15 protein-coding genes are annotated in these 18,850 nt (G+C 42.0%); 4 read left to right on the top strand and 11 right to left on the bottom strand.

Going from position 1 to position 18,850, the window contains the following annotated elements:
* Positions 1-22: 22 nt before the first annotated feature.
* Positions 23-907, top strand: a complete 885-nt coding sequence (locus G4420_RS04455; RefSeq protein ID WP_163322354.1) for a carbon-nitrogen hydrolase — start codon at positions 23-25, stop codon at positions 905-907.
* Between the two features lie 126 nt (positions 908-1,033).
* Here the strand turns inward: G4420_RS04455 and G4420_RS04450 are convergent, their stop codons facing one another.
* The 9 genes from G4420_RS04450 to G4420_RS04410 all read right to left on the bottom strand — a co-directional run bounded on the left by G4420_RS04450 (position 1,034) and on the right by G4420_RS04410 (position 14,597).
* Positions 1,034-1,801, bottom strand: coding sequence for a LytR/AlgR family response regulator transcription factor (locus tag G4420_RS04450; RefSeq protein ID WP_163322353.1), 768 nt, complete (start codon positions 1,799-1,801; stop codon positions 1,034-1,036).
* Between the two features lie 971 nt (positions 1,802-2,772).
* The gene (locus G4420_RS04445; protein ID WP_163322352.1) at positions 2,773-3,825 is read right to left on the bottom strand and encodes a sensor histidine kinase; all 1,053 of its coding nucleotides are present in this window, start codon (positions 3,823-3,825) and stop codon (positions 2,773-2,775) included.
* A 137-nt stretch (positions 3,826-3,962) separates the two neighbouring features.
* A complete protein-coding gene (locus G4420_RS04440; protein ID WP_163322351.1) occupies positions 3,963-4,592 on the bottom strand; it encodes a tetratricopeptide repeat protein in 630 nt (209 codons plus the stop codon).
* Between the two features lie 229 nt (positions 4,593-4,821).
* Positions 4,822-6,954 carry a TonB-dependent receptor gene (locus tag G4420_RS04435; RefSeq protein WP_163322350.1) on the bottom strand — a complete coding sequence of 711 codons (2,133 nt, stop codon included), beginning with the start codon at positions 6,952-6,954 and terminating at the stop codon, positions 4,822-4,824.
* 388 nt (positions 6,955-7,342) lie between these two features.
* Positions 7,343-8,206 carry a DUF4382 domain-containing protein gene (locus G4420_RS04430; RefSeq protein ID WP_163322349.1) on the bottom strand — a complete coding sequence of 288 codons (864 nt, stop codon included), beginning with the start codon at positions 8,204-8,206 and terminating at the stop codon, positions 7,343-7,345.
* Between the two features lie 128 nt (positions 8,207-8,334).
* A complete protein-coding gene (locus G4420_RS04425; RefSeq protein ID WP_163322348.1) occupies positions 8,335-9,243 on the bottom strand; it encodes a Cbp1 family collagen-binding glycoprotein adhesin in 909 nt (302 codons plus the stop codon).
* Positions 9,244-9,427: 184 nt separating this feature from the next.
* The gene (locus tag G4420_RS04420; RefSeq protein WP_163322347.1) at positions 9,428-10,774 is read right to left on the bottom strand and encodes a sigma-54-dependent transcriptional regulator; all 1,347 of its coding nucleotides are present in this window, start codon (positions 10,772-10,774) and stop codon (positions 9,428-9,430) included.
* A gap of 67 nt (positions 10,775-10,841) precedes the next feature.
* A complete protein-coding gene (locus G4420_RS04415; RefSeq protein ID WP_163322346.1) occupies positions 10,842-12,119 on the bottom strand; it encodes an MFS transporter in 1,278 nt (425 codons plus the stop codon).
* 75 nt (positions 12,120-12,194) lie between these two features.
* Positions 12,195-14,597: a hybrid sensor histidine kinase/response regulator gene (locus G4420_RS04410; RefSeq protein WP_163322345.1), complete on the bottom strand. Its 2,403-nt coding sequence runs from the start codon at positions 14,595-14,597 to the stop codon at positions 12,195-12,197.
* Positions 14,598-14,831: 234 nt separating this feature from the next.
* On the opposite strand from G4420_RS04410, the gene gpmI reads away from it, so the two are divergent.
* From gpmI to G4420_RS04395, 3 genes are all read left to right on the top strand, one after another.
* Positions 14,832-16,364, top strand: coding sequence for a 2,3-bisphosphoglycerate-independent phosphoglycerate mutase (gene gpmI / locus G4420_RS04405; protein WP_163322344.1), 1,533 nt, complete (start codon positions 14,832-14,834; stop codon positions 16,362-16,364).
* A gap of 89 nt (positions 16,365-16,453) precedes the next feature.
* Positions 16,454-17,029, top strand: a complete 576-nt coding sequence (locus G4420_RS04400; RefSeq protein WP_163322343.1) for a DUF3109 family protein — start codon at positions 16,454-16,456, stop codon at positions 17,027-17,029.
* A gap of 160 nt (positions 17,030-17,189) precedes the next feature.
* Complete coding sequence (locus G4420_RS04395; RefSeq protein ID WP_163322342.1) at positions 17,190-17,525, top strand: hypothetical protein; 336 nt, start codon at positions 17,190-17,192, stop codon at positions 17,523-17,525.
* A gap of 80 nt (positions 17,526-17,605) precedes the next feature.
* On the opposite strand, the gene G4420_RS04390 is transcribed toward G4420_RS04395, so the two are convergent.
* Positions 17,606-17,995 (bottom strand): VOC family protein, encoded by a 390-nt coding sequence (locus tag G4420_RS04390; RefSeq protein ID WP_163322341.1) that lies wholly within the window; start codon positions 17,993-17,995, stop codon positions 17,606-17,608.
* Between the two features lie 63 nt (positions 17,996-18,058).
* Positions 18,059-18,715: an HD domain-containing protein gene (locus tag G4420_RS04385; RefSeq protein ID WP_204273591.1), complete on the bottom strand. Its 657-nt coding sequence runs from the start codon at positions 18,713-18,715 to the stop codon at positions 18,059-18,061.
* Positions 18,716-18,850: the final 135 nt, after the last annotated feature.

Genomic DNA, 18,850 nt, shown 5'->3' with positions numbered 1-18,850 from the left:
CAAAAAACATTGAATAAAGATCATGAGCAAACTAAAAGTAGGTATCATACAACAGAAACGTTCGGGTAACAAAGAAGAAAACACACAAAACAGTTTAAAGGCCATTAAAAAATGTGCCGAAATGGGAGCTGAATTGGTTGTGTTGCAGGAGCTGCATGCCAGTCTTTATTTTTGTCAGGTAGAGGATGTCGACCTTTTTGATTTGGCTGAACCGATACCGGGAAAAGATACCGAAATATATGCCGCAGCAGCTAAAGAAAATGGCGTTGTGTTGGTTACTTCGCTTTTCGAGAAACGTGCTGCCGGATTGTACCACAACACCGCTGTGGTTTTTGAGAAAGACGGATCGACGGCAGGGAAATACCGCAAAATGCACATTCCCGACGATCCCGGGTTTTACGAAAAATTCTACTTCACCCCCGGCGATATGGGTTTTGAACCCATTAACACTTCCGTTGGGCGATTGGGATTGCTGGTTTGCTGGGATCAGTGGTATCCTGAAGGAGCGCGCTTAATGGCTCTTGCCGGAGCAGAAATGCTCATTTATCCTACTGCCATTGGTTGGGATCCTGCAGATACCGACGATGAAAAAGCCCGCCAGCTGGATGCATGGATCATTTCGCAACGCGGACATGCAGTTGCCAATGGTTTGCCCGTAATCAGCGTTAACCGTACCGGTTTTGAACCCGATGAAACCGGAACAGGAAACGGCATCGAGTTTTGGGGGAATTCATTTGTTGCAGGTCCTCAGGGCGAATTTATTAAACAGCTCTCGGCACACGACGAGCAAATAGAAGTTGTGGAAATCGATCGCAAACGCACCGAAGATGTACGCCGAATCTGGCCTTTCCTTCGCGATCGCCGCATCGATGCTTACAACGATCTTTTGAAACGTTACCGCGATTAAAGAGCTTGTCGAACTATTCGTTCACTTAAATCCACTACCGCGCGAATCCTTTCGCGTGGTAAGAGAAAAAACAAAAGCCACACGATAGAGTCGTGCGGCAGCAAAACTGTCTTATGAGACTGAAAACTAAACTGATCCTTCCAGCCAGCTCTTAAAGCTTTTTACTTTCTCGCGGGCCACCAGGAAATCATCATCATTGCCCTGTTGTACCTTTAGTTTTAAACGCGAGTTACTGTAGGCAATAACATCGCTGATACTTTTTAAAGCCACCAGGTATTTGCGGTTAATACGGAAAAACAGGTTGGGATCAACCATCGTTTCCACCAGCTCCAGGCTCTGGTCGAGCAGGTAATCCTTACCATCCGAAAGTTTGGCGTAAGTACCTTTCTCAAAACTGTAGAAATACAGTACATCGGTGGTTTCAATCACCCTAAGATGGGCGCCCACTTTCACCAAAAAACGCTCCTTGTAATTTTTCTTTTTCAGCGAGGCCATAACCTCGTGCAGGATATCGGGAGTAAAAGATGATGTTGCCGGTTTGGCTAACTGATCAAACTTTTCGAGTGCCTTTTTTAGCTCGGTGCGTTCAATGGGTTTTAGTAAATAATCCACACTGTTCACTTTAAAAGCACGAATGGCATAATCGTCGTAAGCCGTAGTAAAAATTACGGGCTGGTTGAAGGTGGTCTGTTCAAATATTTCAAAACTCAGTCCGTCGCCCAGCTGAATATCAAAAAACGCCAGCTCAGGCGCTTCGTTGTTTTGCAACCATTCAACCGTGGCTTTTACGGTATCGCACACTGCCAGTATCTGCGCCTCCGGTTTTAAGGCAGAAATATGCGCAGCCAGCTGTGCCGCTGCCAATGGTTCGTCTTCTACGATTAGTATTTTCATTTTTTTAGCTACTAGCTGTTAGCTTCAAGCTACAAGCTCGTTTTTAGCATTATTCTTTTCAAGATTGAAGCATTTGCTTTTTAGTTACAAGTTGCAAGTTACAAGCTTCAAGTTATTCCTGTATTTTAGTTTCGAGTCACGAGCTACGAGTCGCGAGTTTATCCTTCATCACCCATTAACTTACCACCTCAATCACTAAGTTCCTCAATCACCCAATTACTCACTTCCTAATTTCCCTCCATCCTTCGACTCCCGATGCTTCGATCGGGACAGGTCCGCTCAGGATGACGTTTTGTAAACTGCGACTGCGACTGAGAACTTTCAAAATCTACAATCGTTAATCATCATTCTTCAATCGAAATTCAGTTCTCAGTTCCTCAATCACCCAATCACCCAATTACTCATTCACTATCAGTTACGAGCTGCGAGATTCTCCTTCATCACCCATTAACTCCCTACTTCAATTACCCAATTACTCATTCCCTAATTTCCTTCCATCCTTCGACTCCCGATGCTTCGATCGGGACAGGTCCGCTCAGGATGACTTCTGTAAACTGCGACTGCGACTGCAAACTTTCAAAATCTAAAATCGTTAATCATCATTCCTCAATCGAAATTCCATCTCCTCACTTCCTCAATCACCCAATCACCCAATTACTCATTCACTCATTAACTATCAGTTACGAGTTGCGAGCTTCGAGCTTATCCTTCATCACCCATTAACTCATCACCGCAATTACTAAATTCCTCAATCACCCAATAACTTATTCCCTCAACTCCTCAATTACTCAATAACTCAGTTCCTCAATCACTCATTCCCTAATTTCCCTCCATCCTTCGACTCCGCTCAGGATGACATTCTGCTAACTGAGACTGCGACTGAAAACTTTCAAAATCTAAAATCGTTAATCATCATTCTTCAATCGAAATTCCATTTCCCCACTTCCTCAGTCACCCATTAACTCACCACCTCAATTACTCACTTCCTCACTTCCTTCTTCAACCCTTATCAGCGGAACACTAACCCTGAAATAACCTCCGTTCTTCGATACGATCATTCGTTTTCCGGTAAGGTATTCATAACGTCCGGCCATGTTTTTAAGGCCAGTTCTGCTCGAATCTTCAATAGGTGTTTTTGGCTGCAGGTTATTCTCCACCACCAGCTCGTAATCATCGGAGATAGCCACCACTATTTTTAGCGGATTGGCTTTTGATATTTCGTTGTGTTTAATGGCATTCTCCACCAGTGCCTGCACCGATAGCGGAATAACTTTCCCTTCCACCTTTTCGTTGGCAATAATATCCACCTGAAGCGCCTCGCCAAAACGAATTTGCTGCAGGTAAATGTATTTCGTCACAAAATCGATCTCTTCTTTCAGCGAAATAATATCGAGGTCTTTAAACTGCAGCACATCGCGGTAAAATTTTGAGAGCTCGCGTGTAAACTGTTTGGCTTTTTCCACATCAATATCGATGAGGCTTCCCAGCACATTCAGACTGTTAAAAAGAAAATGCGGATTGATCTGATCCTGCAGCACTTTGTATTTCAGGGCGAGCGATTCGCGTTTTACCTCCTCCTTTTGTTGAACCTCGTGACGCCAGGCTTTAAAAAACGAAATGGCATAAATAATCGATGCTACGATAATAAAAATGATGTACTCCGCAATAATGGTTCCGCGGTTGTATTCCCAAAATGTGGCCCACTCACGATCCATTACATGAATAAACCAAAACCAGTTAACGGTCCAGATGACAAAACTGGAATATAAAAGATGCATAAGCAGGGCACGAACTACGCTTGTTCCCGGACGATTTACCCAATCGATATACCGTTTTTCGAACCATCCGAAAAGATAACCGTTGGCAAATAACGGGAGGCCCAGACTTAACGAATAACCGGCACTCCACAGAAACTGCCTGAAGGGAACATTTAACGATCCGCCCATAAGCACAGAAGTTACCATGCCAATAAGAATGGAAAAAACAATGGCTACCAGCCAGTTGATGATTACGCGCTTGCGCATGTGTTTTGTTTTATTTGATTTTTGAGTTTTCAAGATAGTAAAATTACCAGTGATAGAAATCAAAAGAGAAAGATGGAACGGAATTTTACTTGCAGTTCCACCCATCTCATTCTATTTATACTTAAAAACTAAGGAATTTACTGCTCACACTGGCTAAGCAACTGCGCATTGTGCACATTTCCCCAGGTTGGCATCAGAGGATTGGTTGGTTGGTTTGATTCAAACATTACTGCCGCTTTTTCCAGGTCGGGTTTGGCTTTTTCGGCACCGCCACCAAAAAACTTCGGCGTATGGAAAGTATTGCTTCCGCGCAGGTAATATACCCGTGGATTCTCCGGATTTAAACGTTCTGCCTGTTTAATGGCATCCGATGCTTTCATCGAATATTTGGCACCCTTGCTCATGTCGGTTATCCGTATCTGATACAACAATGCCTGCAAAGCATAAACTTCTGATTCGTCGTCGTTTGTTTTCATCAGCTGATCTACTAAAGCCTGTGCTTTGTCTAGTTGGGCATGTTTGCTGTCGTCATCCATTTCATCAAAAAAGGTTGAGCGGATAAAACAATACGCTGCGTAATAGTTGGGCAACCATTTGTCTTGTTCGGCATTGCCAATACGTTCAAACTGGTTGGCTAAAACCTGCAGTTCGGCAGAAGTGTGCAGCTGGTACAATTTGTCGATGTTTGTTTTCATGGTTTCTTCGTACTTCGAAGAAAAAGCAGTAGTTGAAAGGACTACGAGTAGGATGGTGATAATTGTTTTCATGACTTTGAGTATTAATGATTATTGCTGTTTGATTTATTTGTTGATTCAAAGTTCCGCTGAAACGGGCATTTTTGAAATTCTTCCTTACCGAACTGTTGATTTTGTGGGATGAATTGTAGGTTCCTTTTTATTGTCATTTCGAATGCCGAGGCACGAGGTGTGAGAAATCTGTTTCAATCATGAGATTCCTCCTCATTCTTCGTCGGAATGACAGCTTTTTTGAGACTGTCTAAAAATTCAGGAACAAACCAATAAACACAAAACGTTTTAAATCGCGTTTTACCGGAACAAGTGAGTAGTTGCCCTGGGCATCGGCTACGTTTGTAGGGCGGTAGCTCAGTACATTGTTATTTCCCAAAACATTGTTTACCGAGCAGTACAACACCGAATATTGATTGCCAATGTAAAACACATGGCTCATATTCAGGCTCAGATCGGAATACATTTTGGTGCGCTCACCGTTAAACTTCGATGAGTTTGGGTCATTAAACGGACGTCCGCTGGCAGCCGTAAACGAAGCGCCAAACTGGGTGTTTATTTTATTCACCCAATATTTACCCACTACCGAAAAATTGTGGTCAGAGATAAAATAAGGCGTGGCTTTTTCAGGGTAATACTGGTATTTCCGTTTAGTATCGATGTAAGAGTAGGTAATCCAGTAGTCGAATCCTTTTATGCTCAGCTGATCACGCCAAAAAATATCTAAACCTGCGGCGTAACCGTTTCCATCGTTTTGCAGGTTTTCGGGCAATCCGTTTTCGCCCGCCGAATAGGTGATAAGGTCGTTGTATTTTTTGTAATAAGCTTCGGTGCGGAACAAACGCTCCGAGTTATCACCAAACTGGTAGCTGAGAATATAATGCATAGCCTGCTCAAAATCCAGATCCGTGGTTATCTTCAGGTAGTCTGCTTGGGGCGTTTGATAATACAATCCCCAGGCGCCGGACAGTTGTGCTTTTTCTCCCGTTTTTAAAGCCAGGGCAAAGCGTGGCGCTATGTTCCATTTGTTAATTACCGACGAGTATTCGGTGCGCAATCCCGGACGGATACCAAAGTTTTTTGTGAATTTGATCTCCGGCTCGATAAAAGCTCCCAGCAAATGGTCGTCGAAAGAGCCATTGTATACAGCACCTTCATTTTCAATATAATCCTGATCATATTTGTTGTAAGTTTCGTTTGCTCCCCAGGTTAGTTTCACACCTTCGGAAAGATCGTGTACAAGGGCAAAGCGCGATTCAATATTCAGTTCTTTGGTATTCACATCGTCGGCGCCGAATCCCAAACGGTTGTCCTGGTAGGTTGACGAAACTCCAATACGATAACACGATTTTTCTGAAAAACAATCGCGGTACGAAAGATTGGAATAAACGGTTCCGCCTTTGCTGCTGATCTTCATTTTTTCTCCGTCGTTACCGGCAGGAACGAGGTAAGCCAGATCACTATAATCGGCCGTAACATAAGCTTTAAACATACCACTTGAGCTTGTTTTGTGACGAAAAACTGTAGTTCCGTTTACCGATTCAACAGGTTTCTCCCAGTCAACATTGCTTTTAAAAACCTTATCGTACAAACTCAGGTTGGTATATCCACCCGAAACATTCAACGATGTATTTTCCCAGCGCTCCGTGCGGTTGGCTTCTGCTCCAATGGTCATTAACGATATACCGGTGTTATCGCTTTCCGGAAGATCAGTAGATTTCAAGACCAAAACCGAAGACAGCGCCTGTCCGTACTCGGCAGAGTATCCACCCGTGTTAAATTGAACCCCACTAAATAAAGATGGCGCAAATCGTCCGCGGGTAGCCACATCCGGAGTTTTGGAGTAGTAAGGTTTTGTTGCAACCAATCCATCAATATAGGTGGAAGTTTCATAGGCATCGCCACCGCGAACCAGTAAACGTCCGTCGTCGGCAGAAGCCTGTGTGGCGGGCATAGTGCGAATGGCCGCCATAACATCCCCGTTGGCACTTGGCGTAGTGTACACATCCAGTGACTTCATTACCGAAGCCCGCGACTCATCATCGGCAGCAAAACTTCCTGCTGTTATGGTAACCGCATCAATACTGTTTACACTTTCCTGTAATTCTATCTGCACAACCATGTCGTTTTGCAGATCGATAGTTTGGCTCCAGGTTTTGTAGCCAATAAAAGATGCTACCAGGGTTTGTTCTCCGGTTTCTGTTGTTTCAAAACTAAAGTTTCCTTCACCATCTGAACTGGCTCCGTCGTAGGTGTTCTCAAGGTAAATGTTCACTCCCGGAATGGGCTCGCCGTTTTTGGAGAGTACTTTCCCTGAAATAGTAATCTGCGCAAAAGCAAGGACCGACAGAAAAATGAAGCTAAATGTTAAAAGTGTTTTCATGACTTGTTGTTTTGTTTTCCGCTTCAAAATTCCGGCGAAAACATTAACTCATGAAATTTGCTTTACCGAACTGTGGAATTTGTTGGATGAATTGTAAGGAAAGAAAAATGTATTCTTCACAGGATGGCCAATAGGAATGAGAGGATAGAATTATCGTTTCACGCAAAGGGATGAAGAAGCGCGAAGTTCGCAAAGGTTTTAGCAGCAATAATCTGCCTTGTGCGCTTTGCAAATAACTTTGCGATCTCTGCCTGAACTTTCCTTTTTATTATCCGGAGGTCGTTATCATGAAAAAAGGCTGCCCGAATTAACGGACAGCCCATACTTGAAAACCACTAAGCTTAACCAAACTGATTGATTACAGGTTGATCCTCACTCTTGCAACCATTTACGGTTCAGGGGTTAAAACAAAGTCAATCTGGGTTGACTCTCCTTTTAATACATCCACATTCCATATCGTATCGGTCAGGAAACTATCCTGCTCTGCAATCATATAATACGTTCCTTCCGGTATTCCAATCAGCTGATATGCACCCATTTCATTGGTAAAGGCGGTGGTAATTAAACTGTCTTCTTCCATGTCGCTAACTTCGGTCAAAAGGCTTACAGCTGTGTTAGGTAAAAGTACATTTGCCGTATCGCTGACAGTTCCCACAATTCTTCCGGCACGGTCGAGCAATACACAGCGAACAACTGGTTTAAAGTTAAAACCATTAATCATTCCACCTTTCCAGTTTCCTTTGGCTACAAACGATTTGCTTACATCAAAGTCAAGCAATACGTCAGAAGTCTCGCCGCTGTTAATTGTTAATGCCGGCTCTATCTTAATTTTTAAACCACTGCTTGATCCGCTTGGAATTTTCAGGTCAAATACTGTTTCATCAGTCAGTATTACTTCGGCATCAACTACATGCAAACGCATCATATCGTAAGTTCCTGCTTCCAGCTCAACAGATGCCAGTTGTTCAGTAATTCCGTTTGAAAGGCTTAGTAAGTCAATTTCAAAAGGTTCCTCCATAATGGTAATGAACGAAGACTCTGTTGTGTCATTTTCCTGTTTTCTAATTTCAACTTTGTCGATTGTTACAATGGTTTGAGACACCAGTTCGATAGGGAAAGGAGCATCGGTAAGATACACGTTAACTTTTCCTTTTCCTTCCGCAAAATTGGTGGTTTGGCTGTCGTCGTTACATGCCACCATCATTAAGATTCCAAATACAATCGTCGTAAGTGCTAATCCAATTTTCTTCATATCTTCTTTATTTGTGTTTTTCCTAAATGTTTGTTTTCCTGCTTTCGGTTTTGGGGCTGCGGTTGTTAAAACGAAAGCAGAAGGGAACAACCTCTGTTGCACGCGCTCCTGCTTTCAGCAAACCTATATTATTTAATTTCTATTACCGCGTATTTCGAGATCTTCCAGAATTCATCCGGATTATCAATATTCAGGTAGGCAATTACACCGTCTTGTTCAACAAATGAGTAGGAACTATCAGGGTGTTCTGAAATGATCTTTGCTTCGTTCGAAAACAATGGGATGCTTTTAGTTTCCTGAATGTCCAGTTCGGTAAAATAGTCCTGGTCCAGATTTCTTTTCAGCTTAATCTGTTTTCCCAATCCGAGGAAACCACCGCCTTTTGTCAAAACGTTATGTTCTTCCAGTTCTTTGTATGTACCGTAAGCAACAAAACCTTTGTTCAACTGGTAAATCTTTTCGTCGATTAACATCTGTTGTTCAAGTAATGAGTCTTGTTGGGTCTGGATTGCAATCTGCATTGTATCAATCTTCTGCGACATGTCGGCCAGCATTATATCGCGCTCCTGGATTTGCTCCTGAAGTGCCACAATTTGGTTGTTCTGCTCTTCAATGCTGGCATTTAAAGCCGCAATTTTCTTTTTGAATGAACTGATCTGAATACCTGAGTTTTTAAGTTTTTTCTCCAGTTCGGCAATGTGATCGCTACTTTTTTCCAGCATTTCATTCATCAGAGTAATGTCCTCAACAATCGCCTGCTTTCTGTCGTAGTTTCCTTCTTTTTGCGACTCCACCGATAAAACCTGGCGTTTCTCTTTAATAAACTTCAGGTTTTGCTCAATTTCATCAAAAGCACCAACCAGCTCATTTACCATCGAATCGCGATCCTGCAACTCCTGGTTTATTCCTGCATTCTGTGTTTGCAGTTCGGTAATCTCTGATGTTTTTTGGGTGAAAGTTGAAATCCCAACCAAAGCAGCAACAACTATTATTGCCACTAAAACAATGCTTATTGCATTTTGTATTTTTCCATTCATTTTCATGATTTTTTTCCTCCGAATTAGTTTTTTTTGAATAATCTGTCTCTTAATAGCCAATTGTTGTGCCATTAAAAATCAGAATCCTTAAAAATCAGAAGATGAAGGTGTTGAAGAAATAGGGGAAATTGGAAATCTATCAATATGATAGTGAAATTATCAAAATGATAATTGTTTGAGGAAACTATTGATCTTCTTTAAGCATACGATAAATGGTAGCAACACCAATATCCAGTTTATCAGCAACTACTTTCGGTTTGTTGTCGTATTTTGCTAGCATACGTTTTACCAGTCGCAGATTGTATTCACGTAACGATAGCTCTTCGGTTATCAAACCTTCAATGTTTTCGGCATCTTCGAGCAATAAATGGTCGGCAGTAATTTCTTTTTCATCGGCAAGCGTTGCTGCCAGTTCGATAACCGATTTTAACTCGCGCACATTCCCCGGAAAAGGGTAGGTCAGTAATTTTTTACTGGCAGAAGTAGAGAGTTGTTTCTGCTCCAGTTTATTCTCTTTACAAAACTGTTGGATGAAACTTTTTGCCAGCACAATAACATCATTTCCCCTGTCGCGCAATGGTGGAAGATCAATGGGTAATCCGTAAAACCGGTAATAAAGGTCTTGACGGAAGTTGCCTTTTTTTACTTCTTCCAAAAGGTTTTTGTTAGTGGCAATAATAATTCTACAATCGATTTTTACCACTTTGTTGCTACCAATTCGTATAATTTCTTTTTCCTGTAAAGCCCGCAAAAGTTTTGCCTGCAACGAAATGTCCATTTCTGCTATTTCATCCAGGAACAAGGTGCCCGAGTGTGCTTCTTCAAATTTTCCGATGCGTCGTGCCGCGGCTCCTGTAAAGGCGCCTTTCTCGTGGCCAAAAAGTTCACTTTCGATCAATTCATTCGGAATGGCTGCCATGTTTACCGGGACAAAAGGTTGTTTGGCACGTGATGAATTGTAATGAATGGCTTTGGCAACCAACTCTTTTCCGGTTCCGGTTTCTCCACTTATTGAAACAGTAACATTGGTGCGGGTGGCTTTTTCAATCAGATTGTAAATTTTTTGCGTAGCCGGACTGTTGCCCACAATCGTATTTTCGTAACTGTATTTCTTTTTAACCTCCTGGCGCAGCGAGCGAATCTCATCTTTCAGTTTAAATTCCTTGCTGATATTATTTACGGTGTTAAGCAGGCGCTCGCGTATGTCTTTCGATTTTACAATGTAGTCGTAAGCACCATGTTTTAGCAAGTCAACAACCACTTCAATGTCGTCTTGTTCCGAAATGAGAATAACCTGAATATCATCGTTAATTGCTTTTATCTGCTTTAATACCTCAAGACCTTTCATATCGGGCAGGCGGTAATCCAGCGTAACAACATCAGGAAGTTCGTGAAGATTGTTCAAACATTCTTTCCCTGTTCCGAAAGCTTGTATCTCATAATCCGGATTCAGCGAAAGATTATGCACCAGCAAACGACGGTACCACTCATCATCTTCAACAACAAATATTTTAATGTTCTTAACTTCCATCTTTCGCTACTATCAGCTCTTCTGTGGTTCTAAACTCAGTATTGTGTTTTGTATTGTACGTTTAAAATTATTCTTTACTTCCGCTTGGTTCTTCCAGTCCGTGTCCTTTCGGTCCTGTTTCAGCACGGCGCAACAGAAAACTGAATAACAAACCAACAAAACCAAGGATACTAAATATCCACATTCCGGGAATATAGCCTTCCGGATTGCTTGCCGATGCGCCCGAAACATCGTTGGTTACACCGATTAACCAAGCCATCGCTGCTACACCGAGTTGCTGTAACAAAGTCATTAATGCATAAGCAGTTCCCAGTTTGCTTTCTTCAACAATATAGGCTACCGAAGGCCACATTACTGCCGGAATCAGGGAAAATGAAATGCCCATTAAAGCTACGGGAATGTACAACGACATGTTTCCGTAGGCAAACATCAAATAAACGGGGAGTATAATTATTGATCCGATAAACATCATTAATGCACGTCGCCCGATCTTGTCGATCAGCAGCCCGATTACCGGAGTGGCAAACATGGTTGCCATAATAAGAACACTATTGAGCTTGCCTGCCATTTGTTCGGATACGCCGTGTGCATCCTGGTAAAATGTGGGTGCGAATCCGCGGAACGGGAAAATGGCCGAGTAAAACGTTAAACAAAGAATTACTACATACCAAAACGAAGGGCTGTATTTGAACAAGCCTTTAAAATCCAGTTTTTCGGTTTCTTCCGCTTTGCCAAGCACATAACGTTTTTGTGTCCATCGTTCGATAAAATAATAGATAACACCGCCAAAGAAGCAGAGTAATCCGATTCCGGCAGCAAGGTATAAAACGGGCTGCCATCCCATGTCGTATATCGAACTGGCCCAGGTATTCGAGCGGTCAACAAAATAAGATCCGCCCCGGCCAATAAGCAAGTTGATGCCCAGTGCAAAACCAAGTTCTTTTCCTTTAAACCATTTTGCCAGCGCAACGGTTAGCGCAACAATTAATGGCTCGCTACCAAAACCTAGGATAAATCTGCCGATAAGTATTATGGTTAAATTGTCGCTAAAAGCTGTAACAAAACCTGCCAAACTACAAATGGCACCAAACAATACCATGGAAACGCGTGTGCCGTATTTGTCGATAAAAACACCGCTGAAGAAAAGAACGATTACGGCTGCAATACTGTACATGGTGTATAACTGGCCAATATTTGTCTGGCTGAAGCCCAGTATTTCAATAAAATCTTTGGCTACATAAGCAACACTGTCGTACATGTAGTAACTTCCAAACATTGTGAGGCTGATGGCTACCAGTGCTACCCATCGCAGCCATCCCGGTATTGTAACTTGTTTTTCGTGCATAAAAAATTGGATTTGGTTTTCAGTAAAAAACAAATGTATTGAATCTGCCCGGATTCAGAAAGGAATATTTCCCGCTTATTCGAACTTTTCGTTGAGAAGTGCTTCTAACTCTTTTTTCAGCGCCTCGATTTCGTGGTGCAGTTGTGTAGTTTTTTCTTCGATATTCGTTGAATCGCTTCCTTCTTTTGCAAGCCGTTCCAACTCCTTAATGGTGTTGTAAACACCGGTAACATTCATGTATTTTACCGGTGATGCCAGTTTATGTGCCAGCTCGGCAATAGCGTCGTAATTTTTACTTTCCAGGTTTTCGTCGATCGATTGCATACTGGCTGCACTGGTTTTTAAAAACAGGTCGATCATTTCTTTCAGGAATTTGGGATCGCCGTTTCCCATTCGTTTTAGTTCGCTCAGATCAGGGCGATAGATCAAGGTCGTTGCCGGTTTTGTTTTTTCTTGTGCCGGCTTTACTTCAACGGTATTGCAAATAATATTGTACAGTGCTGCTTCATCAAAAGGTTTTTTCAGCGAACTGTCAAACGCACTTTTTTCATCAGGATTAGCAGAATCAGAATTTGCCGACAAAGAAATGATCCTTGCTTTATGTCCGGATTGTGTAATTGCACGTGCGGCTTCGGTTCCGTTCATTACCGGCATTCGAATATCCATAAGAATCAGGGCGTAATTGTGTTGTGCTGCCAGCTCAACTGCTTCCCTTCCGTTTTCGGCTTCATCAAAATCAACCTTCCATTTGGTGAAAATACTTTTTAGCAAGTGGCGGTTGAACGCTTCGTCGTCTACAATTAATACAGCCTTTCCTTTTAAAACTTCAGGTGTGTCGAAACTTTTAAAAGTTTGCTGAAGCTTTTCACTGTCACCTTTTTGTAGCGGAACGGAAACATAAAAATGCGTCCCTTTGTCTACTTCACTCTCAACCGATATTTTACCACCAAGTAAATCGACCAGTTTTTTTACGATGTAAAGTCCCAATCCGGTGCCGCCTGCTTTTTTATTAATGTCAGTATCGAGCTGCACAAAATCATCAAATATCTTGTCCTGACTTTCTTTGGGTATGCCAATTCCCGTGTCTGAAATTTCAAAATCGAGGAGTATTTGCTTTTTCTGCTCTTTTGCGGTAACGGCCAATTTAACCTCTCCTTCATCAGTGAATTTTAGAGCATTGGTGATGAGGTTGTTCAATATCTGTTTCAGCCGACCTTCGTCGCCAAAAAGTACCAGCTCATTTTCTACATCATTCTCAATTTTAAAACTGATGTTTTTAGCCTCCGCACTTGGTTTGTTGTATAGCTCAATTTTATGGAGAAGATCGTCCAACGAAAAATGAACCGGAATCAATTGGATATTTTGTTTTTCCAGCCGTGAAAAGTCAAAGGTATCGTTTACCAGTTCGGCTAAATGTTTGGTGGAGTCGAAGATTACTCTCAGATCTTCCTGTGTTTTTTCATCGTGTTGTTTTTGCAGCAGCTGTTCGCTCAGTCCGTAAATCGCATTAACAGGAGTTCGCATTTCATGGCTCACGGTGGCTACAAACAATTCTTTGGTACGTGCCAGGTTTTCGGCGTGTATTTTGGCTTTCTTTAACACTTTTTGGTGCGAGCGCGATTTTCGCAAGTCGCGGAAAAACAAGATCAAAACCAAAAGCAGCAATAAAAACACAGACAATGCAAAGTATGACAGACGTTCGTAGGTTTCGTTTGCCAGCAATTCTGCTTCTTGTGACTGCTGCAGAAAACTTTCTTCTTCCTGCCGTTCCAGCGCAGTAATAATTTCTGAAAGATTTTCGCTGATCTCAAAGTTTTTGCGCATGTACACCGCTTCGGCCGAACTCATTCGTTGGTTACGTTGCTTTAGCTCATTTTCAAGGGTTTCAATTTCTTGTTGCAGGCGCTGTTTCTCTACAGTGCGGTCAACAATTATAGGCTCTGGCGGTTCCTGCTTTTTCCCAAGAAGTCGTTTGAAAAAGCCTCGTTTCTCAGGCTCTTCAAAATGTATGGTGTCCTGCACTGTTAATACGGTGTCGAGCGTTTCAACATACTGGTTAAAAGCTTCGTGCTCGTTTCCGCGCGAAAAGTGAAGGTTTAGGATCTTTTCCCAAACAACGACTTTTTGCCGGGCCAGAATCAATACCGAGTCAACAAGCATTTGCCGGCTGCTGTCTGGGTTGTAAATGGATTGTAATTCTGCAAATTTTGTTTCGAGCGATTCATTTACGCTTCTGTAATTGTCGAGGTAATCGTTGTCGTTGCTGAGCGAATAAAGTCTCACCATACTTTCGGTTTCGTTCAGATCTAAGGCCACATCTTTCACCAGGATGAGTGTGTTGTCGGGTTTCGATTCGGAAAGCATGGAATTGACAATTTCGGATAAACTTTTGTACACAAAATTCCCCGACAAGCCCAATAAAGAAATGATTACGATGGTGAGTAAAATTACCGGTATTTCAATTTTTATTCGTTGCATAAAAAGTCTGTTTCACAACTAAAACGGATGCCGGCTTTAGAAGTTGCCTGCCATAATGAATTAGTAGTGGCCGATGTTTCGTAAAGCGCACTTTGCAAAATTAAATTATTAGTAGCAATTAATTCCAAAAGATTGTTAAATCAACCTGAACATATCGGCTGTAATTTCCTTAATGATTTAAAAAAGGATATTTTTGTCCGTTCTAAAATTGTTATTTAATAAAAACAGAATATAATGGCTGATAATCAGAAGACTTTATTGATGATCCTCGATGGATGGGGAATCGGTGATGGATCGAAAAGTGACATTGTAGCAACTGCTCCAACTCCTTTTATCGATTCGTTGATGGAAAAATACCCGCACTCGCAATTGTTGGCAAGTGGCGAAAATGTTGGTTTGCCAGATGGACAAATGGGTAACTCGGAAGTGGGTCACCTTAACATTGGTGCCGGTCGTGTTTTGTACCAGGACATGGTAAAAATTACACGTGCCATTAAAGACAAGTCGTTGTGGCAGCATCCGCAAATTTTAAAAGCGTACAACTACGCAAAAGACAATAAAAAGAAGGTTCACCTGATTGGTTTGATTGGCCCTGGTGGAGTTCATGCTTTAAGTTCGCATATGGTAGCGCTTTGTCAGATTGCTACTGATATGGGACTGGAAGATGTTTTTATCCATGGTTTAACTGACGGTCGTGATACTGACCCACGTTCAGGTTATGGTTTTATTGAAAACGACCTGAAAGCGCTGGAAGGAACCGTTGGTAAATTTGCTTCGTTGATAGGTCGTTACTACGGAATGGACCGCGACAATAACTACGATCGTTTGAAATTAGCTTATGATTTGTATACTCAAGGTAAAGGTGAAAAATCAACTGATATTCTTGCGTCGATGAAAGCATCGTATGAGGCTGGTGTTACCGATGAGTTCCTGAAACCTGTAGTAATGGTTGACGAAGCCGGCGAGCCACTGGCAAAAATCGAAGATGAGGATGTGGTGATCTGCTTTAACTTCCGTACCGACCGTTTGCGTCAGACAACTATTGCATTTACACAAGAGGATAAGCATGAATATGACATGCACACCATGAACCTGCAATGGTACACCATGACAACTTACAAAGCCGATTTTAAAGGTATTAACGTGATCTTCGAAAAAGAGAACGTTACCAATACAATGGGTGAGATAGTTGAAAGAGCAGGAAAAAAGCAAATTCGTATTGCAGAGACTGAAAAATACGCCCACGTAACATTTTTCTTTAGCGGTGGCCGCGAGGCAGAATTTGAAGGTGAGAGCCGCATTCTTATTCCTTCGCCAAAAGTTCCTACTTATGATCATCAGCCAGAAATGTCGGCTCCGGAAGTGGCAAAAGCTATCGTTCCGAAACTGGAAAACGGTGAGGCTGACTTTGTTTGTCTGAACTTTGCCAACGGCGATATGGTTGGTCACACCGGTGTTTACGAAGCGGTTTACAAAGCAGTTCAGGCTGTTGACGCTTGTGCAAAAGATGTTGTTACTGCCGCTCAAAAAGGTGGTTACGATATCATGATTATCGCTGACCACGGTAATGCCGACAATGCAGTTAACGCCGACGGATCGGAAAACACAGCTCACTCATTAAATCCGGTTCCTTGTATTTTTGTAACTGAAAAAGAGGGCGTGACATTGGATAACGGTATTTTAGCTGATGTAGCTCCAACTTTGTTGGCCGACATGGGACTTGAAGTTCCTGCTGAGATGACCGGTAAAAATCTTATTAAGAAATAAGGCGATACTTTAGATATAATTTCAAACCTTACTTGTGCTGCAAGTAAGGTTTGTTTTTTTAATATTTGTAAATAAAAAAAATAAAAGAGGTGATAGAGATTGGTCGTGCCATAGTAAGCCGTGATGTTTTTGAGAAACATTTCCTTTGTGATATATTAAAATGCAAAGGCGCTTGTTGTATTGAAGGTGATTCGGGTGCCCCGCTTACCGATGAAGAGGCTATTCTTATTGAAGAAGATTATCACACTTTTGAAGACTTGCTTCCAGAAAAACACAAACGCGAAGTGGAGAAACAGGGCTACTCGGTAATCGATAGCGATGGTGATTTGGTAACGCCACTTGTTGACGACCGTCAGTGTGTTTACTCCTATTACAATAAACAAGGTATTTTAAAATGTGCCATCGAAAAAGCGCATTTTGAAGGGAAAACAAAATTCCGCAAACCATTGTCGTGTCATTTATTTCCCATTCGAATTACCGAATACAAACGTTTTGATGCCGTAAACTACCAGGAGCTCGATATCTGCAAGCCCGGGCGTAAATGTGGTGCCTCGGAAAAACTTCCGCTATACAAATTCTTAAAAGAGCCACTAACCGCAAAATATGGTGCCGAGTGGTACAAAGAGCTTGAAATTGCAGCCGACTATATTCTGTCCGATAAATAGAATTCAATTTGTAAGTTTGGTGCTGCGAATCTTAGCACGGAAATAATGTAGTTGAATAAAGGACGCTAAATAGTGGTTTTACCATATATGATGATTAACTTTATTGATTGAAAAATGTTCTGGTCAATAATCGGCCGTAAAGATTCAAAATACTGAGCACATGCGAAAACTTCTATACATAGCACTTTTTGTTGTGGCCTTGATAGCCTGCCAAGATCGCGAACCTGATCCAATAAATGTGCCTGATTGGATAAAACCACGTCTGGCCGAATTGGAGAATTCGGGGGACTGTTTTGATTGCAGGGTGCAGCGCTGGACCTACAACGAAGAATATTTTTATCACCTCTATTGTGGTTACTGGTCATGTTCCAATTGCGAGGTTTATCACAACAACGGAAGCCTTGTTGAGTGGGGTGTTACAGTTGATCCTGCTGATTTTGATTCACTCAAGTACCGCCCGGTTATCGTTTGGGAGTGTGGTGATGAGCTGGATTAATGATCGTTATAGAGGGTTGTTTTTTATCGAAACGCTATAAAATCATTTGCGCAAATCTGCGATATCTGCGAGCAACTTCTTCAGGCCATAATTTCCACCCGGTTCCCGTCAGGGTCAAGAAAAACACTCTCGTAATAGCCATCTCCGGTCGATCGCGGTTCGCTAATTATTTTGTATCCGTCTTTCCGAAGTGTATCAGTCAGCTCATTTACTTTGTCTCTCGATCCCACTTTTATGGCAAAATGAATCAGTCCGGTAAACTGTTTTAGCGGATTATCTTTTGATTTCGGAATCCCCGGCATTTCCATTAGCTCAATGCGGCAATCACCGTTAAACGATATAAAATAAGAGCGATATTCGCGACTGTGGTTGTGGTACACATCGCCCGACGAAGCATCGAAATAATGCATGTAAAAACTGCGCATTCCTTCGAGGTTATAGGTCCAAATGGCCAGATGTTCGACTTTCATACATAATTGTTTTTAGGCTTCCTAAATTTACAAAAGCAAACGCTTAAAAAACAATAGTGGCACTTATTTTTTGCAATCCCATTCAGAAAAAAACTGTGCGAGGAAAATTTCCATAAAAACATGGCGTTCTTCAGCAATTTTCTGCGCAGCGTTTGTGTTCATGCGGTCTTTTAGCAGCAACAACTTTTCGTAGAAATGATTGATGGTTGGCGCTGTGGTTTTTTTGTATTCTTCAAAACTGTTGTGAAGTTGAGGTTCGATATCGGGGTGATGGAGTAAGCGCCCTTTGTTGCCTCCGTAGGCGAATGTTCTCGCAATACCGATGGCGCCAATGGCATCCAGCCGGTCGGCATCCTGAACGATTTGCGCTTCAAGGCTGGAGGTTTTTGTTTCGACTCCGGCCCCCTTAAATGATACTTGTTCAATTATCTGTTCAATTTTATCGGCATCTTTTTCATCGATGGAAATCTGCTTTAGCCAGCTTTTTGTTTTCGAAGTGTTATCTCCGTTGCTAAGTTTCCAGTCGTCGAGGTCGTGAAGCAAAGCCGCCATTTCAACCAGGAAAAAATCGCCACCTTCCTTTTTTGCAAGGTGAACAGCCATATTTCGTACCCGGTGAATATGCCACCAGTCGTGCCCCGAGCTGTCGGCCGCAAAGTGCTGTTTTATAAAGTTTTCCGTGGCTGAAATCAGCTCTTTTTGTTGAATATTGGACTCCATAATTCGAATTTTAGCTGTTAAAACTAATGTTTTAAACCATAAAAAACGTTAATATTTTATTTTGAATTCTGTAAAATGCAGAATATAAAGGTATTACGCGAGGGTGAGATTTAGCGCTTAGTTATCGAAGTCACA

It is taken from the genome of Draconibacterium mangrovi (assembly GCF_010586825.1).
Classification (GTDB): domain Bacteria; phylum Bacteroidota; class Bacteroidia; order Bacteroidales; family Prolixibacteraceae; genus Draconibacterium; species Draconibacterium mangrovi.
This window is presented reverse-complemented; position numbering and strand designations above follow the sequence as displayed.